Origin of the sequence: Stenotrophomonas sp. JAI102 (genome assembly GCF_013409105.1) — a bacterium.
Classification (GTDB): Bacteria; Pseudomonadota; Gammaproteobacteria; order Xanthomonadales; family Xanthomonadaceae; genus Stenotrophomonas; species Stenotrophomonas maltophilia_AA.
Genome location: NZ_JACCCI010000001.1, coordinates 1,568,714 through 1,584,847, shown reverse-complemented (window position 1 = coordinate 1,584,847; position 16,134 = coordinate 1,568,714). Strand labels below are relative to the sequence as shown.

15 protein-coding genes are annotated in these 16,134 nt (G+C 65.1%); 12 read left to right on the top strand and 3 right to left on the bottom strand.

The window, feature by feature from the left end; translation table 11 throughout:
* Nucleotides 1-311: 311 nt before the first annotated feature.
* Together parC and HDC96_RS07405 are read right to left on the bottom strand one after the other, a co-directional pair.
* Complete coding sequence (gene parC, locus HDC96_RS07410) at nt 312-2,555, bottom strand: DNA topoisomerase IV subunit A (protein WP_179459360.1); 2,244 nt, start codon at nt 2,553-2,555, stop codon at nt 312-314.
* Between the two features lie 58 nt (nt 2,556-2,613).
* Nucleotides 2,614-3,492, bottom strand: a complete 879-nt coding sequence (locus HDC96_RS07405; protein ID WP_179459359.1) for a helix-turn-helix transcriptional regulator — start codon at nt 3,490-3,492, stop codon at nt 2,614-2,616.
* A gap of 143 nt (nt 3,493-3,635) precedes the next feature.
* Between HDC96_RS07405 and HDC96_RS07400 the strand changes: the two genes are divergently transcribed.
* From HDC96_RS07400 to HDC96_RS07385, 4 genes are read left to right on the top strand one after another with little or no spacing between them, the layout of a single operon-like run.
* Nucleotides 3,636-4,079 (top strand): MarR family transcriptional regulator, encoded by a 444-nt coding sequence (locus tag HDC96_RS07400; protein WP_179459358.1) that lies wholly within the window; start codon nt 3,636-3,638, stop codon nt 4,077-4,079.
* A gap of 5 nt (nt 4,080-4,084) precedes the next feature.
* Nucleotides 4,085-5,569, top strand: coding sequence for an efflux transporter outer membrane subunit (locus HDC96_RS07395; RefSeq protein ID WP_179459357.1), 1,485 nt, complete (start codon nt 4,085-4,087; stop codon nt 5,567-5,569).
* An 11-nt stretch (nt 5,570-5,580) separates the two neighbouring features.
* Entirely contained in the window at nt 5,581-6,762 is a 1,182-nt protein-coding gene (gene emrA, locus HDC96_RS07390) for a multidrug efflux MFS transporter periplasmic adaptor subunit EmrA (protein WP_179459356.1), read from the top strand.
* A gap of 7 nt (nt 6,763-6,769) precedes the next feature.
* A complete protein-coding gene (locus tag HDC96_RS07385) occupies nt 6,770-8,341 on the top strand; it encodes a DHA2 family efflux MFS transporter permease subunit (RefSeq protein WP_176989939.1) in 1,572 nt (523 codons plus the stop codon).
* A 98-nt stretch (nt 8,342-8,439) separates the two neighbouring features.
* On the opposite strand, the gene HDC96_RS07380 is transcribed toward HDC96_RS07385, so the two are convergent.
* Complete coding sequence (locus HDC96_RS07380; RefSeq protein WP_257018663.1) at nt 8,440-8,799, bottom strand: helix-turn-helix transcriptional regulator; 360 nt, start codon at nt 8,797-8,799, stop codon at nt 8,440-8,442.
* A 492-nt stretch (nt 8,800-9,291) separates the two neighbouring features.
* Between HDC96_RS07380 and HDC96_RS18355 the strand changes: the two genes are divergently transcribed.
* The 8 genes from HDC96_RS18355 to HDC96_RS07350 all read left to right on the top strand — a co-directional run bounded on the left by HDC96_RS18355 (nt 9,292) and on the right by HDC96_RS07350 (nt 16,118).
* A complete protein-coding gene (locus HDC96_RS18355; protein WP_257018608.1) occupies nt 9,292-9,426 on the top strand; it encodes a hypothetical protein in 135 nt (44 codons plus the stop codon).
* Between the two features lie 60 nt (nt 9,427-9,486).
* On the top strand, nt 9,487-9,615 hold the full coding sequence (locus HDC96_RS18350) for a hypothetical protein (RefSeq protein ID WP_257018607.1): 129 nt from the start codon (nt 9,487-9,489) through the stop codon (nt 9,613-9,615).
* Nucleotides 9,616-9,679: 64 nt separating this feature from the next.
* Nucleotides 9,680-10,627 (top strand): hypothetical protein, encoded by a 948-nt coding sequence (locus tag HDC96_RS07375; RefSeq protein WP_179459354.1) that lies wholly within the window; start codon nt 9,680-9,682, stop codon nt 10,625-10,627.
* On the top strand, nt 10,618-11,460 hold the full coding sequence (locus HDC96_RS07370) for a hypothetical protein (RefSeq protein ID WP_179459353.1): 843 nt from the start codon (nt 10,618-10,620) through the stop codon (nt 11,458-11,460). Before HDC96_RS07375 ends, HDC96_RS07370 begins: the two co-directional genes overlap by 10 nt.
* Nucleotides 11,457-12,293, top strand: coding sequence for a hypothetical protein (locus HDC96_RS07365; protein ID WP_179459352.1), 837 nt, complete (start codon nt 11,457-11,459; stop codon nt 12,291-12,293). Before HDC96_RS07370 ends, HDC96_RS07365 begins: the two co-directional genes overlap by 4 nt.
* Nucleotides 12,290-13,966, top strand: a complete 1,677-nt coding sequence (locus HDC96_RS07360) for an ABC transporter ATP-binding protein (protein WP_179459351.1) — start codon at nt 12,290-12,292, stop codon at nt 13,964-13,966. Before HDC96_RS07365 ends, HDC96_RS07360 begins: the two co-directional genes overlap by 4 nt.
* Complete coding sequence (locus HDC96_RS07355) at nt 13,963-14,613, top strand: ABC transporter ATP-binding protein (protein ID WP_179459350.1); 651 nt, start codon at nt 13,963-13,965, stop codon at nt 14,611-14,613. The genes HDC96_RS07360 and HDC96_RS07355 overlap by 4 nt, the downstream gene beginning before the upstream one ends.
* On the top strand, nt 14,610-16,118 hold the full coding sequence (locus tag HDC96_RS07350) for a hypothetical protein (RefSeq protein WP_179459349.1): 1,509 nt from the start codon (nt 14,610-14,612) through the stop codon (nt 16,116-16,118). Before HDC96_RS07355 ends, HDC96_RS07350 begins: the two co-directional genes overlap by 4 nt.
* Nucleotides 16,119-16,134 lie beyond the last annotated feature (16 nt).

Genomic DNA, 16,134 nt, shown 5'->3' with positions numbered 1-16,134 from the left:
ACGCGCTTCAGCCCCACGACGTGCTGCGCACATCGCGGGCCCCGGCTTATCACTTTCCACATCCCCGCGCCTGTCGGCGCGCCCCCTTGGACTCCAAGGGGGCTGTATCTCCAGACGGGTACTGGATGCGTCACGATCCACCACCCCGTCATCGGGTTCTCGCGCCAGCCAGCCTTCGCCAGCACGCCGCATCAAACCCTCGTCCGCCAGCCAGCATCCGCCAGCCAGCCGACGCTGCACCAAGCAGAAAGGCCGGGGAAACCCGGCCTTTTTGTCTGTGCGTGATCGGTTGTACAAGTCACTGGACGGTGTTATTCCACCGCCAGGCCTTCCACCTTCTGCCAGCCACGCGGCAGCAGATGGCCGCGGGTGGCGCGGGTCCCCAGGTAGGTGTCCAGGTCCTTGAAAGACAGGTTCATCGTGCGCTGGCCGCTGCGGACCAGCAGCGTGTTGCCCGGCGCCACCGACACCACCGCGACCACGCGCTCGGTGGCGAGCTTGGCCTTGGGGATGTCGATGATCTTGTTGCCCTTGCCCTTGTCCAGTTCCGGCAGGTCGCTGGCGGCGATCGCCAGCAGGTTGCCCGAACTGGTCACGGCCACGATGCGGTCCGTCTCCGGATTGGCGACCACGGCCGGGGTCAGGACCTTGGAGCCGGAGGTCAGGTTGAGCATCGCCTTGCCGGCCTTGTTGCGGCCGGTGAGGTTCTCGAAGCGGGTTACGAAGCCATAGCCGTGGGTGGAGGCCAGCACGAAGCGCGTGTTGTTCTCGCCGCTGGCCAGCGTCATGAAGGCGCTGCCCGGGGCCGGCGAGAAGCGACCGGTCAGCGGCTCGCCGTTGCCACGGGCCGAGGGCAGGGTGTGGATCAGGGTCGAGTACGCACGGCCCTCGCTGTCCAGGAAGGCCACCTGCTGCGTGCTGCGTGCGCGCACGGAACCGAGCAAAGCATCGCCATCGCGGTAGGACAGGGTGGACGGGTCCATGTCGTGGCCCTTGGCCGCACGGATCCAGCCTTTCTCCGAGAGCACCACCGTCATCGGTTCGCTCGGCACCAGCTCGGTCTCGTCGATGGCCTGCGCCGCGCCACGCTGCACCAGCGGCGAGCGACGGTCATCGCCGAACTTCTTGGCATCGGCCACCAGCTCGTCGCGGATCAGCTTCTTCAGCTTGGCCTTGCTCTCCAGGATGCCGACGATCTTGTCGCGCTCCTTGGCCAGCTCGTCCTGCTCGCCGCGGATCTTCATTTCTTCCAGGCGGGCCAGCTGCTTCAGCTTGGTTTCCAGGATGTACTCGGCCTGTTCCTCGCTCAGCGCGAAGCGCGCGATCAGCGCCGGCTTGGCTTCGTCCTCGGTGCGGATGATGTGGATCACTTCATCCAGGTTGAGGAAGGCGACCAGCAGGCCGTCCAACATGTGCAGGCGGCGCTCGACCTTCTGCAGGCGGTGGTTGAGGCGGCGGGTCACGGTGGTGCCGCGGAACTGCAGCCACTCGCTGAGCAGGGTCTTGAGGTTCTTGACCTGCGGGCGGCCGTCCAGCCCGATCACATTGAGGTTGACCCGGTAGCTGCGCTCCAGGTCGGTGGTCGCGAACAGGTGGCCCATCAGCTGCTCGGCGTCCACGCGGTTCGAGCGCGGCACCAGCACCACGCGCACCGGGTTGGCGTGGTCGGACTCATCGCGGATGTCCTCCAGCCACGGCAGCTTCTTGGCGCGCATCTGCGCGGCGATCTGCTCGATCACCTTCGACGGCGATACCTGGAACGGCAGCGCGTTGATCACGATGTTGCCGTTCTCCTTCAGGAAGGTGGAGCGCGCCCGCACGCTGCCGTAACCGGTCTCGTACATGGTGCGCAGATCGGCGATCGGGGTGATGATCTCGGCGAAGCTCGGGTAGTCCGGGCCCTTCACGTGCTCGCACAGGTCGGTGACCGTCGCATCCGGGTCGTCGAGCAGGTGCAGCAGCGCACTGACGATCTCGTTGAGGTTGTGCGGCGGCACGTCGGTGGCCATGCCGACGGCGATGCCGGTGGTGCCGTTGAGCAGCAGGTGCGGCAGGCGCGCCGGCATCCAGGTCGGCTCTTCCAGGGTGCCGTCGAAGTTCGGGGTCCAGTCGGTGGTGCCCTGGTTGATCTCGCCCAGCAGCACTTCGGCGATCGGGGTCAGCTTGGACTCGGTGTAACGCATCGCCGCGAACGACTTGGGATCGTCGGTCGAGCCGAAGTTGCCCTGGCCTTCGATCAGCGGGTAGCGGTACGAGAAGGGCTGGGCCATCAGCACCAGCGCTTCGTAGCAGGCGCTGTCGCCATGCGGGTGGTACTTACCGATCACGTCACCGACGGTACGCGCGGACTTCTTCGGCTTGGAGGACGCGTTCAGACCCAGCTCGCTCATCGCGTAGATGATGCGGCGCTGCACCGGCTTGAGGCCGTCGCCGAGGAACGGCAGTGCGCGGTCGAGCACCACGTACATCGAATAGTCCAGGTACGCCCGTTCGGCGTACTCGCGCAGGGGCAGCTGTTCAAAGCCGTGGAACGCGGGGCGGGCAAGATCGGTCATGCGGGATTGTTACCTGTGGCAAGGGACGGCGACGGCTGTCGCCCTCGCAGGCGGATGATTATCCGGATGCGGCCGGGGATGCCAAGCCGCGTGATGGGTTCAGGGGGTGTCCGCTGCGCGCCAGATAGCGCCCGGGCGGGCTGCCGAAGTGGCGGCGGAACACCGTGACGAAGGCGCTGGGGCTGCTGAACCCCAGTTCGTGCGCGATGTCGGACACGCTCTGGCCATCGGACAGGCGGCGCAGGCCCTCGGCCAACCGGGCCTGCTGGCGCCACTGGGCGAAGCTGAGCGTGGTTTCATCGCGGAAGTGCCGGGTCAGTGTACGCGGCGACAGGCCCGCCCACTGGGCCCATTGCTCCAGGCTGCGGCCGTCGGCCGGATCGGCGATCAGCTGCGAGGCGATCCGCAGCAGGCGCCGGTCCTGCGGCATCGGCAGGTGCATGCGCTGGCGCGGGGCATTGCGGATTTCGTCCAGCAGGACTTCGATCATGTGCTGCTGGCGCAGGCTGGGTTCGGCCGCCGGCACCCACGCGGTGACCCGCAGCGACAGGGCCTGCAGCAGATCGGAAATGGCCACCACGCAGGGCTCGTCGGGCAGGTCGTGGGCCATCGCCGCGCTGACGATAATGCCCCAGCCCCGCAGCGGCCCACAGATATCCACGGTGTGCGGCTCTCCCGGCGGCATCCAGCCGGCGCAGCCGGGCGGCAGCGACCAGGTGCCATGGCGGGTGCGGGTGGTGAGCAGGCCCGCCTCCACGCAGATCAGCTGTGCGCGCCGGTGCTGGTGCCAGTCGATCTCCCGGTCCAGCCCGCGGGCGCTCTCGATCCGGAAGCCGAGCACGCCCAGTCCATCGTCCCGCTCGAACCAGTCCAAGACCTGGTTGCGGATCATCTGGGTGGCGTCGGTCTCGCGCTCTGGCCTGAAAGTGTTATCCATTGTCCAAATTGTAATACCGGGCCAGTCCGGGGCGCCATTAAGGTAGCGCCCTGCCCATTGTTCTGATTGCTGCAACACAGCATTTTGTTCCAGATTAAATATTTCTATTGAGAAATATATTTTTTGGAAGAGAATGCTCACCCATGATCTGCCCTGATGCCCATCCCCCCAGCTTCGGACTCCTGCTGCGCCAAGTGCGCGATGGCCTGGTCCGTCAGCTAGACACGTCGATGGCCGAGGAAAACCTCGGTATTGGCTTCACCCACTATCTCGGCCTGAAGGTGCTCGCGGCGCGTGCCCCGTGCACCGCCAACGAGTTGGCCCAGGCCCTGGACCAGGTGCCGAGCGCGGTGACCCGCCTGCTGGACAAGCTGGAAGCCCTGGATTGCGTGCGGCGCGAGCCGCATGCCCAGGACCGGCGGGCACTGCAGATCGTGCTGACCGAGTCGGGCCGCCAGTTGTGGGCCCGCCTCAAACAGCGCGGGGACCAGACCATCGACGACGCCATGCGCGATCTGTCTCCGGACGAACGCGCCCAGCTGCTTTCCCTCATGACCCGTGTACGCGACTCCCTGGTAACGCCATGACTTCCATGTTTGAACGCTCTCATCCACTGCGCCCGCTGCGGCCGGTGCTGGTCTCCGCGCTGGCGCTTGCGCTGGCCGCGTGTGCCAGCAGCCGCGGCCTGGAGCCGCAGGGTCGTCTGCTCGACGCCGACAGCCTGCAGACCCAGCGCACCCTGGCCGCCAACGGCCTGAGCCAGCCCGGCTGGCCGGCCACCGACTGGTGGCGCGCGCTGGGCGACCCCCAGCTTGACGCGCTGATCGCCGAAGGCCTGCAGCGCAATCCCGGGCTGGAGGCCGCCGATGCGCGCCTGCGCCAGGCCCGTGCCCAGATCGGCACCGCCCGCGCCGATCGCCTGCCAAGCGTGTCCGCCTCGGGCGGCTACACCGGCGTGCGCCTGCCCGAATCGATGGTCGGTGACGAACTCGGTGGCAGCTACGCCGGCAGCGGCCAGGCCTACCTGAGCTTCAGCTACGGCATCGATCTGTGGGGCGGCAAGCGCGCCGCCTGGGAAGCGGCCGTGGACAGCGGTCACGCCGCGGAAGTGGACGCCCAGGCCGCGCGCCTGAATCTCTCCGCCGCCATCGCCGAGGCATATGCGCAGCTGGGCTACGCGTGGACGCTGCATGACGTGGCCAGCGAAGAACTGGCGCGCTCGCAGAAGACCCTGGAGCTGACCCGCCAGCGTCGCGCCGCAGGCATCGACAGCGATCTGCAGACCCGCCAGGCCGAGGCCCGCATCCCGGCCGCGCAGCAGCAACAGCAGGCCGCCCAGCAGCAGATCGATGAAGCCCGCACCGCGCTCGCCGCGCTGGTCGGGCAGGGCCCGGACCGTGGCCTGCAGATCGAACGCCCGCAGATGCTGAACCCGCTTGCGCTGCAGCTGCCCGGCGTGCTGCCGAGCGAACTGCTCGGTCGTCGCCCGGACATCGTCGCCGCGCGCTGGCGCGTGGAGGCGGCCAACCGCGAGATCCACGCGGCCAAGTCCGCGTTCTACCCCAGTCTCAACCTGACCGCCCTGGGCGGCGTGGTCTCCAGTGAAGTGGACCAACTGCTCAAGAGTGGCTCGACGTTCGCCTTCCTCGGTCCGGCGCTGAGCCTGCCGATCTTCGACGGCGGCCGCCTGCGCGCCAACCTGGGCAAGACCGACGCGCAGTACGACCTGGCCGTGGCCGACTACAACCAGTCCGTGGTCAACGCGCTGCGTGACGTCGCCGACCAGGTCAACGCGGTGCGTTCGCTGGCCGACCAGGCCAGTGCCCAGGCCCAGGCCGTCAGCACCGCGCGCGCCGCCCATGACCTGGCCGAGCAGCGCTACCGCGCCGGCATCGGCAGCTACCTGGACGTGCTCAGTGTCGAAGAGCAGTTGCTGGTGTCCCAGCAGCGGCTGGCCAGCCTGCAGTCGCGTCAGATCCTTGTTTCGGTCCGCCTGAGCCAGGCGTTGGGCGGTGGTTTCACCCCGACCAGCGACGCCGCCACGGTCGCCGCCACCCCCGAATCCCCGCATTCCTGAGAGTCATCCCCATGAGTCAGACCTCCGCCCCCGCTGCCGAGAAGGCAGCTCCCTCCCGTCGCGGCAAGCTGCTGCGCGGCCTGCTGGTCGTCGTCGTGCTGCTGCTGGCCGCGCTGGCCCTGTGGTACTTCATGTTCGGCCGCTGGTTCGAAGAAACCGACGATGCCTACGTGCAGGGCAACCAGGTCCAGATCACCCCGCTGATCAGCGGCACCGTGGTCGGGATCAACGCCGATGACGGCATGCGCGTCGAGCGCGGCCAGCTGCTGGTCCAGCTGGACCCGGCCGATACCGAAGTCGCCCTGCAGCAGGCCGAAGCCAACCTCGCCAAGACGGTCCGCCAGGTGCGCGGTCTGTACCGCAGCGTGGAAGGCGCCCAGGCCGAATTGAACGCGCGCCAGGTCACCCTGAAGCGCGTGCGCGAGGACTTCAACCGTCGTAAGGATCTGGCCAGCACCGGCGCGATCTCCAACGAAGAACTGGCGCATGCCCGCACCGAACTGGCCGCTGCCGAAGCCGCCGTGGCCGGCTCGCGCGAGACCTTCGAGCGCAGCAACGCGCTGGTCGATGACACCGTGATCGCGACCCAGCCGGACGTGCAGGCCGCCGCCGCGCAGCTGCGCCAGGCCTATCTCAACAATGCCCGCGCCGGCATCGTCGCGCCGGTCACCGGTTACATCGCCCGTCGTTCGGTGCAGGTCGGCCAGCGCGTGCAGCCGGGCAATGCCCTGATGGCCGTGGTGCCGACCGAGCAGATGTGGGTCGAAGCCAACTTCAAGGAAACCCAGCTGCGCCACATGCGCCTGGGCCAGGAAGTGGAGCTGCGTTCGGACCTGTACGGCGGTGATGTCACCTACAAGGGCCGCATCGACAGCCTCGGCCTGGGCACCGGTTCGGCGTTCTCGCTGCTGCCGGCGCAGAACGCCAGCGGCAACTGGATCAAGATCGTGCAGCGCGTGCCGGTGCGCATCGCCATCGATGCCAAGCAGCTCGCCGAGCACCCGCTGCGCATCGGTCTGTCGATCAAGGCCGAAGTGAGCCTGCGCGACCAGAAGGGCACCGTGCTGCCGACCGAAACCGCCAAGGGCCAGGTGTTCGATACCGATGTCTACGCCAAGCAGCTGCACAGCGCCGACGATGTGATCCACCAGATCATCCAGAGCAACCTGCCGCAGCAGGCCAAGGCGAGCTGAGGCCACCATGTCCGCACAAGCTCCCGCCGCGCCGGGCGCCCCCGCGGCGCCAGGCACGGCCTTCCGGCCGGCCAACGTCGCCCTGTGTACCGCAGGGCTGGCGATGGCCTCGTTCATGCAGGTCCTGGACACCACCATCGCCAACGTCTCGTTGCCGACCATCGCCGGCAATCTCGGCGCCAGTTCGCAGCAGGCCACCTGGGTCATCACTTCGTTCGCGGTCAGCACCGCGATCGCGCTGCCGCTGACCGGCTACCTCAGCCGGCGCTTCGGCGAGACCAAGCTGTTCGTCTGGGCCACGCTGGCCTTCACCCTGGCCTCGCTGCTGTGCGGCCTGGCCCAGAGCATGGGCATGCTGGTGGTGTCGCGTGCGATCCAGGGCTTCGTCGCCGGCCCGATGTACCCGATCACGCAGAGCCTGCTGGTCTCGCTCTATCCACGCGAGAAACGCGGGCAGGCGCTGGCGTTGCTGGCGATGATCACCGTGGTCGCGCCGATCGCCGGCCCGATCCTCGGGGGCTGGATCACCGACAACTACAGTTGGGAATGGATCTTCCTGATCAACGTGCCGCTGGGCATCTTCGCCGCGCTGGTGGTGGGCAACCAGCTGAAGGGGCGCCCCGAACACGTCGAAAAGCCGAAGATGGATTACGTCGGCCTGATCACCCTGGTGATCGGCGTGGGCGCGCTGCAGCTGGTGCTCGATCTGGGCAACGACGAAGACTGGTTCAGTTCGACCAAGATCGTCGTGCTGGCCTGCGTGTCGGTGGTGGCCCTGGCGGTGTTCCTGATCTGGGAATTGACCGACAAGGATCCCATCGTCGATCTGCGCCTGTTCCGGCATCGCAACTTCCGCGCCGGTACGCTGGCGATGGTGGTGGCCTACGCGGCGTTCTTCAGCGTGGCGCTGCTGATCCCGCAGTGGTTGCAGCGTGACATGGGCTACACCGCGATCTGGGCCGGCCTGGCAACCGCGCCGATCGGCGTGCTGCCGGTGATCATGACGCCGTTCGTGGGCAAGTACGCCTCGCGGTTCGACATGCGCATGCTGGCCACGATCGCCTTCATCTTCCTGTCGTTCACCAGCTTCCTGCGCTCGGGCTTCAACCTGCAGGTGGACTTCGGCCATGTGGCCGGCATCCAGCTGATCATGGGGATCGGCGTGGCGTTGTTCTTCATGCCGGTGCTGCAGATCCTGCTGTCGGATCTGGACGGTCGCGAGATCGCCGCCGGTTCCGGCCTGGCCACCTTCCTGCGCACGCTGGGCGGCAGCTTCGCCGCCTCGCTGACCACCTGGCTGTGGGCACGCCGTACCCAGGAACACCACGCGCACCTGACCGAACACATTTCCGGCTACACCCCCGGCATGCAGGACCAGGTGACCGCGATGGGGCAGGGCGACCTGCAGCATGGCGCGGCCGCGCTCAACAACATGATCAACCACCAGGCCTCGCAGATGGGCTTCAACGACATCTTCTTCCTGCTCGGCTGGATCTTCCTGGCCATCATCGCCTTCCTGTGGCTGGCCAAGCCGCCGTTCGGCGCAGGGGCGGGTGCGGCCTCGGCCGGTGGGCATTGATCGCAGATTGATCGCAGGATGCGCTGAAACGAAAAACCCGCTGAAAGGCGGGTTTTTTGTGCGCGACACGAGCTGGCTGCCATCACCTGCGACCGGTGTCAGGCGCCAACATCCGACAGACCGCACCGACGTTCCATCCAATGGACAGTCCGCAGCAACTCCTGCTGCGGGAGCGATCGAAATGCGTGCAGAACACGCATCTCCAGTGGATCTTCGATCACTTCGGTCCCGGTCCGAAGCGTTGCGTCCGGCTCCACCACCATAGATGTGCCGCGCCCGGTCGCCAGCCATTCAAATGACACGCCAGTCACCACTGCCAGACGCAGTATCCGGTCCGTGGCGGGTCGTCCGCGTGCAGTACCTTCCCAGTTCGCGACCGCCGTTCGTGTCACGCACAGCCGCTGCGCCAGCTCCTGCTGCGTCATCCCTGCACTGAGACGGGCTGTCCGAACCCTCATTGAAAAACGCATGACGTCCTTTCCATCCATGAAAAGCAGAGTGAATAGAACTATAGCTCCAGTGCAACTTAGTCAAGACTGCGTACAGCGGTGCACGGCGGGGCGCTCATGAAAATGTGTGATCAATTTCAATGATCTTCTCGTGCTTTGCCGCATCACTCGTGGTGAGGAACTCTGACCCTGAAAGTCGTGTTCTGCTTGCACGACCCCGCAAGCCATTGATTGCCAAGTGCTGCAGTTGTGGCAGCTGCGGACAAGACATTCTTTGCCGGCCAGCATTCTTATTGACACGCGAAAAGCGGTGCTTCAAAAAGGAGATGCGCACAGAGTGGATCCCGTTGCTGACCACGCGCCCTTTAAAGCGATTGCCGTGTCGCGGTGTGGCCGCATGCAGCACGGGGATGTGCAAAAAATTCGCTTGAATCAGTGCGTTGATTCAACGATTGGCTGCCGGAGCCGTTCCGGATTGAACTATGGATCGAGATACATTCAATGATGAATTTCCTGGACGACAGTACTGCCATTTCCTTCACTGACGCAGAAGCAACGGAAGCCGACATCGCCGCGCCGAGCCAGGCCGTGATCGTAGGCGAGAACCTGATCTTCATCACCCGCGACCCGGAGTAAGAAAGTCAGGACGAAAGGCCTGCTTTCCACCCCGTCATCCAATAAAGACAAGGAAGAATCATGATCAATTTCAACTACGAATCCGTTGCGCCGGCTGCCGTGGAAATCGAGGATATCGATGACGCTACCCCGAGCGTCACCATCATCACCAACTCGAACTTCACGTTCATCGTGCACGACCCCGAGTAACACACCTGCCGGGTGGGGGCGTTGCCCTCCCCGGCATCCGCCACACGCTGAACAGGGACGTGAAGTGAACAGCATCATGGTTGAACAGGGAGAGCCGACCCGGCTGGCGCGTACGCTTGACTGGCACCTCCAGCACATCGAAAACTACCAGCCTTACTTTGCTGCGCACCACTACCGTGAGGACAAGGACACATTGGCATGGCGCTCCAAGCCGCTGTGCGAACTGATTTTCCTCGTTCTGATCCTGCACCGGCAGGGGCTGGCTTCACCGGAGTTCATCGCGCTGGAACAGCGTACCCTGCGGGCAGCGTGCGGGTTCGAGTGGGAAGCGCTGATGGCCGAAGACCCCTCTTCATCGGTGTGCGTCGCCATGGCGATGGATCTGTTCGCCCTGCATGCTGTGCCGATGCCTGGGCTCTTTGCCCAGTTCCGGCGCGCGCGCAGCAGCGGGTACTTTCATTCGGTACTGCGTATTCCGTTTCGGGATATGGACTGCCACTACATGATGTCCAAGGTCGTGTCCGGGAGCGATCCTGCGGCGCTCGACGCAGGCTTTGCGATGACTGCATTCGGCCTGGGAAAGAACCCATGCAGCTATACGGTCAACGATATCTACTCGCTTACCCATGCACTCTTCTATCTTACCGATATGGGCGCGATCGAGCTGGACCGGCGCACGTTGGGCGTAGTCGATGGGCGCCTGCAGCGGACCTTGATGATCCTGGTCACCATGATGCTGCGCGGTGACAACAACGATGTCCTCGGTGAGCTGCTGATCTGTATCCGAATCTGCCGCCTGCCACTACGCGGTGTCGAGCAGCGATTCTGTGCCGCGGCGATGGCGAAGATACTGGCAGGCATGGCGCCGGACGGATGTGTGCCGTCATCGGCCCGTTCCATTGACCGCGCTGCCGGCGGCACCGCCAAATTTCTCGAGGTCTATCACACCACGTTGGTGGTCTCCATTTTGCTTGGCCTGCGCGGGGAGTGGGGATGGACGTCATGTCATTGATCGACCTCTGCGAGGCGCAGGCCCGTGAATTGTTTGACGAGCTGGCGGAAAATCAATGTGAATCCGCCCTGGCCAGTGCCGGCGTGGTTGCGCAATATCTCATTCTGGCCGAGCGATCGAATGTGCTGGCGTGCCTCCGCGACCAGGTCGCCAGGCGCGCACTGGCATTGTTGCGTGCCGGGCGGCTGCATGATTATGCATCGGCCAAGCGCGACCATTCCTCGGCACTCTCGGCGATGGTGCGGTTGGCGGCGTCGCAGCCGGGTTTCAACTTCGCCGATCGCCGTGCAGTGGATGCCATCTTCCACAGCTGTCTTGCACGTTGTGAAATGAGTCCGCTGGCGCGACTTTCGTTGGATGCGAACCTGGCAGTACCGTTGGGGCGAGGCGAACCTGCCGACCCGTGGAGCGTGCGCGCGCTGGCCAGCACTTTGCTGGACAGGCGCCTGTTGCATGGCTACTACGGGGAGGGCGACATCCTGACGTTGGTCAGGCTGGATGCGCTGGTTCAGGAGCGGCTGGTTGATGCCAGCTGCTTCCCGGTGCGGTGGGCTTCGGTGATGTTGTACGAGTCTCTGCTGGAGGGGGCAGTGGCGTGGGTGGCCACACTCGGTTCGCTGGACGGCATGCAGAGCGCACCGCCCGCGTTGCGCGCGGCAGCGGGCGCGGCAGTGGTCGAGTATGTGGATCAGGCGGTAGCGACCGGACAGCTGATCGCCCTGCACCCGGCGCGACCCCAGGACGAGGAGTTCGCCGCGATGGCGGAGAAAGGGCTTCGTCTGCAGGCAAGCATTGCCTGCGTCAGATGCATCGAATCGGAGCAATGTGCATGAACCCAGTTCTAGATTTCGCCCTGTTGGACGAAGATGCCACCGCCGGCTACCTTCTCAAGCACGCATCCGCTGTCTCGCAGGACACGCGACTGATCGCATCGTCCTTCTCGGCCACGCTCGGCCTGCTATACCTGGAGCGACAGGCGCCAAGGATCGGCGGCGAAGCGTCAACGATGTCCAGCCAGGCGCTGACTGCGCTTGATCAGCGTCTATGTACCGACTTCGACGCGAGCCTGGACGAGCTGGATCCAGCGATGGTGCTGCGGGTAGTTGCTGCGCTTCCCACCCGGTCTCGCTGGGCCGGCATTGCACGCGCCCGCGACGAAGTTGCGGCACAGTTCGCGCGAGTGCGTGGCCCACACACGGGACGTGCGCGGTACATCCAGTCGCTGCTGTCGGGGCCTTCTGCCGATGTGTCGCCGCAGCTACCCCCGCCGCTGGATCCGGTTGCGATTCTCCAATGGACCTCTCCACAGCTTATCGCCTATGCATACGAACTGATGGCCCAGCCGCACAGGCTTGATCCGGACCTCGCCGATTGCCTGGCGTTGATTGCCTTGTCCGACCTGCGGAAGTACCGGTTCGATACCGCCTGCACACTGCTGTGCGCGCTGCTCTGCTGCGGTTGTCGTTCCGCCTACCTGGACGATGGCATGGCGTTCATCCGATTGCAGCGGCGGTCCAATGGCAGCTACGGCCATGTGAATATGTTGAACAAGAAAAACGTCATTCCCGACGATCTGGATCGCCAGTTCCATCTTCCATTCACCGTTCACGCCCTCGCGGTCCAGGACGCGGGCCTGCGATCGCTGCCTTCGGGGGGAGCGGCATGAACGCGTATCTTCCGCTTGTGCGGCTGGCTCGCCAACAATGGCGCCTTTATGCGTTGTCGATTCTGTTGATTCTGCTGGCAAGCGTATCGATCCTGCTGGCGCCGGCGCTGCTCGGTCGCGTGGCAGCCAGAATCGACACTTCCAATGTCGGGGCGTCCATCGATGCGGTATGGCCCTCGATTGCGTTGTTGGGCGTACTACTGGTGGTGCAAGGTGTATTTGCCTCTGTTTTTACCTACACCTCGCTGGTGGCCGCAGAACGAATTGCCTTCGATCTGCGCCGGCGTTTCTTCGACGCCTTGATGCGGCACCCACTTGATTCGCTGACCCCGCATGAGCGAAGTGTGTCGCGCCTGATCTCAGACGTGTCGGTGATCCAGGCGGGACTGTCCACCAATCTGATCGTGTCGCTGCGTAACAGTCTGCTGTTTGTGGGTGCGCTGTCTGCGATAGCGGTGATCGACATCACCTTGGCGCTGGCCTGCGTGGCGTTCATGGGCATCAATGCCTGGATCATGTGGACGCTCTATGGAAGGGTGACCGCGGGGGGACTGCATATCCAGGAGCTGCGTTCGCGCTACACCTCGGTGTTCACCGAGGCGTCCTCAGGGCTGTTTGCCATTCAGGCCTTTGCGGCGCAGGACTTCTTCCTGGGCCGTTTCACCGCGTCGTTGTCGGTGGCCAACCAGGCCATTGGTCGAAATTTGCGGTTGATGGCGTTGGCGACCCCTATCGCGCAGGTGGCATTCACCCTGTCGCTGGGGGCGATTGTCTGGTTAGGCGCGCGCAAGGTGGCCGCAGGCTCGATCAGTAGTGCCAGTCTGATCTCACTTCTTGCCTTCATGTACATCGCCATCAGCGCCGCCGGTCGGCTCAACGGGAATGCCGGAAAACTGAGACGGGCTGCGGGGGTGCTCACGGTCAACCCCTTGTTGTCCGACGCCGCCTTCGCGCCGGCCGGTGAGGCCGACTCCTGCAGTGATGTCGTGCCTGGCGCGATCAACGTGGCCGGGGTCGGTTTCCAGTTCCCCGGCAGCAGTGGCCCGGTGTTGCGGGACCTGTCGTTCTCGGTGGCCCCGGGTACCTTCACCGCGATCGTCGGCAAGAGCGGAGTGGGCAAGAGTACGCTGGCCTCGTTGCTGGCCGGGGTTACCCGGCCTACCGAGGGGGTTGTATCTGTCGGCGCCCGCCCTGGAGCCGGTGGGATGGTGATCGTCCCGCAGCATCCTTGCGTCATTGCCGGAACGATCGCCGACAACATCCGCTTCGGGCAGTCGGATATCACAGATGACGAGGTGCGGGATGCCGCTGCGCGGGCACTCCTGACCGAGTTCACCGGGCCCGGAAGAACCTTGCAATATGAGGTATCGGAAGGCGCTCGTAACCTGTCGCGCGGTCAGCAGCAGCGGATCGCGCTGGCCCGTGCGTTGGTGCGCAGGCCGTCGGTGTTGTTGCTGGACGAGGCAACGGCGTCGCTCGATGCCGACTCGGAGGCTGGTGTACTGGCGTTGCTGGGTGCAATGGAAGGGCAGGTGACCGTGGTGGCGGTGACCCATTCAGAGGCGATGGCCAATTGTGCCGATCAGGTGGTGATGATCGAGCCCGGCGCTGCGCGGGTGGTGCGTTGCAAACGTCCGTTGCCGGCGTTCGGCGCGGAGGCAGTGGCAGGATGATGGGCGAACTTCGTTTCGAGGACATGGTGTTCGACGCCGGCGGCCGCGTGGTCCGCACCGGTACCGTGGTGCTGGGTGACGGACTCTATCTGCTGGAAGGATCCAACGGCAGCGGCAAATCGACGCTGTTTGACTGCATGTTCGGATTGCGCCGCCCGATTTCCGGGTCGGTGTCGGTTGATGGCAGGAATTCGGCAACCAGCCGACGGCAGTTTTTATCGGTGGCTTCCTATATGCCACAGAATTTTCCCTGTTATGGGCACATGACAGGCCTCGAGCTGCTGGTGCACTTCCTGCGCTTGCGCGATATCGAACGGCGCCCCGCCGAACGGATTGCTCACTACTGGCTGGGGCGGGTGGGGCTGGTAGCCGATGCCCACAGCCGCTGCGAGCAGTACAGTGTTGGCATGCTGCAGCGGCTGGGCTTTGCGTACGCGTTGCAGGCGCCGACCCGGGCCTGCATCCTGGATGAGCCTACTGCTGGTGTGGATGCTGCTTCCCGCCAAGCCATGTATGCGATCCTCGCTGCCGAGGCGGCTGAGCGCATCATTATCTTCACCGATCATGATTTCCCCGCCAGTTGCGCTGCCGGGCTCTCGGCGTTGCTGCGCCTGGAAGGTGATCGCCTTGTGCTTCAGGGGCGATGAGCGCGATGACGGTGCGATTCCAGTTGGCCTCGCTGTGGGTCTGGACCTGCGGCACGTTCCGTGCGCGTTGCAGAGATCGCCGCAGTCTGCTGAGCGCGGGCCTGATCCTGGTGTTCTGTGCAGCGCTGGTGCCAGGCCAGGAGGCGGGATATTCGCTCCTGCTCGCCGGTGACAAGGCGGTATCGATGACGGCCGATACCGCGATGGTGCTGGCGGCCGTGCTCTGGGGCGTATTTCTGTTTCCGTTCCTGGTATTCATGATCGGCGGAGCGCCGGCGATCGAGCGTGTCCAAGGGGCGTACCGGATCCTTTATTGTGCCCCGCTCAGGCCGATGCTGGGGGTCGCAGGCAACCTGCTCGGAGGCATTGGCATGGCGGTGTGCTTCGCACTACTGTCGTGCCTGTCCATGGTGGTGCTTGCGTACTTCAAGTACGCCGGATTCCCGGCTTGGCCGGTGGTCGGCATGACACTGCTGCTTGGTGCTGTGGTCGTGTCGGTGGCGCTGGTGGTGGCGATCGTGCTGGACGCGCTGGTGCCGATGAACCGGTTGGGGCGGGTAGTGGCCGTGATCGGCGCATGGCTGCTTCTGCTCCAACTGACGATGCTGGACAGCTTCGATGCCTTCGGCATCGGCATGATCAGCAATGTCGTGTCCGGGACAGGACCGATGACATTGGGTTTCACCACGCGTGTGGGCGTAGGCGCGGTGGAGTGGCACCAGCTTGCCGGCATGGCGGGGTTGGCCGGCTCCCGGCTGTCCATGATTGGCGCAATGCTGGTCCTTGCGGGGGCGCTGTTTGTGCTGTGTTGGCGGTGGATGCGGGTGCGGGCAATTGCGCGCCCGCGCCGGTCCGCGCGTGCACGCCACCCGGCAGCCCTGCTGGCACAGCAAGTGCCGCCGGTGCAGGCAGCCGGCGACGTTGGTGTGTGTGGGGCTGCGTGGCAGCTCGCCCAGTGGTATCGGCGCCGGTCTCGATGGGGGTGGGTTCTGGCGGGTGCCGCACTGTTGAGCTGCCTGGGCAGCGCCGGTATACCCATGGCCGTGCTGCTTGCCCTGGCATCGGTGCTGGCAGGCGCCGCCAGGGATGGAGAGCACGAGATCCGCGCATTGGGGGGCATGGACGCGTGTCAGCCGGCATTGTATGGCTTGCGTGGGCTGTTGGTCCCTGCGCTCGGACTGATGTTGCCTGCGGCGGTGGCGATGCTGCCTGTCGTCCAGGCGGGGGGATTGCGACTGGCCACCGTGGAGGCTGGTCTGCTCTGCATCGCTTTGTGCGTGGTCCTGTGTGGGCGCCGCGCGCGCAGGCCGACGCTGGGTTTCGCCAGTTGCCTGCTCGCGGTATATGCGGTCGTCGCCGAGGGCATTCCTCCCGCACTGGACTTCATCGGCTTCCGGGGCGCAGGGCTGCCTTCATTGATTACGGCGCTGGCTCTGTCGGGGGCACTCTGCGTGGTGGAACTGGTCCGACTGCGGCTGCAGCCAAGAGGCGGTTGCCGACGCTGACTGCAACGTCGGAATC

Excerpts from the sequence above, each read along its gene's own strand:
- HDC96_RS18355 (WP_257018608.1), top strand. The coding sequence starts at position 9,292 with ATGATGAATTTCCTGGACGACAGTACTGCCATTTCCTTCACTGACGCA.
- HDC96_RS07370 (WP_179459353.1), top strand. The coding sequence starts at position 10,618 with ATGTCATTGATCGACCTCTGCGAGGCGCAGGCCCGTGAATTGTTTGAC.
- HDC96_RS07380 (WP_257018663.1), bottom strand. The coding sequence starts at position 8,799 with ATGAGGGTTCGGACAGCCCGTCTCAGTGCAGGGATGACGCAGCAGGAG.
- HDC96_RS07355 (WP_179459350.1), top strand. The coding sequence starts at position 13,963 with ATGATGGGCGAACTTCGTTTCGAGGACATGGTGTTCGACGCCGGCGGC.
- HDC96_RS07395 (WP_179459357.1), top strand. The coding sequence starts at position 4,085 with ATGTTTGAACGCTCTCATCCACTGCGCCCGCTGCGGCCGGTGCTGGTC.
- parC (WP_179459360.1), bottom strand. The coding sequence starts at position 2,555 with ATGACCGATCTTGCCCGCCCCGCGTTCCACGGCTTTGAACAGCTGCCC.
- HDC96_RS07400 (WP_179459358.1), top strand. The coding sequence starts at position 3,636 with ATGATCTGCCCTGATGCCCATCCCCCCAGCTTCGGACTCCTGCTGCGC.
- HDC96_RS18350 (WP_257018607.1), top strand. The coding sequence starts at position 9,487 with ATGATCAATTTCAACTACGAATCCGTTGCGCCGGCTGCCGTGGAAATC.
- HDC96_RS07385 (WP_176989939.1), top strand. The coding sequence starts at position 6,770 with ATGTCCGCACAAGCTCCCGCCGCGCCGGGCGCCCCCGCGGCGCCAGGC.
- HDC96_RS07405 (WP_179459359.1), bottom strand. The coding sequence starts at position 3,492 with ATGGATAACACTTTCAGGCCAGAGCGCGAGACCGACGCCACCCAGATG.
- HDC96_RS07365 (WP_179459352.1), top strand. The coding sequence starts at position 11,457 with ATGAACCCAGTTCTAGATTTCGCCCTGTTGGACGAAGATGCCACCGCC.
- emrA (WP_179459356.1), top strand. The coding sequence starts at position 5,581 with ATGAGTCAGACCTCCGCCCCCGCTGCCGAGAAGGCAGCTCCCTCCCGT.
- HDC96_RS07350 (WP_179459349.1), top strand. The coding sequence starts at position 14,610 with ATGAGCGCGATGACGGTGCGATTCCAGTTGGCCTCGCTGTGGGTCTGG.
- HDC96_RS07360 (WP_179459351.1), top strand. The coding sequence starts at position 12,290 with ATGAACGCGTATCTTCCGCTTGTGCGGCTGGCTCGCCAACAATGGCGC.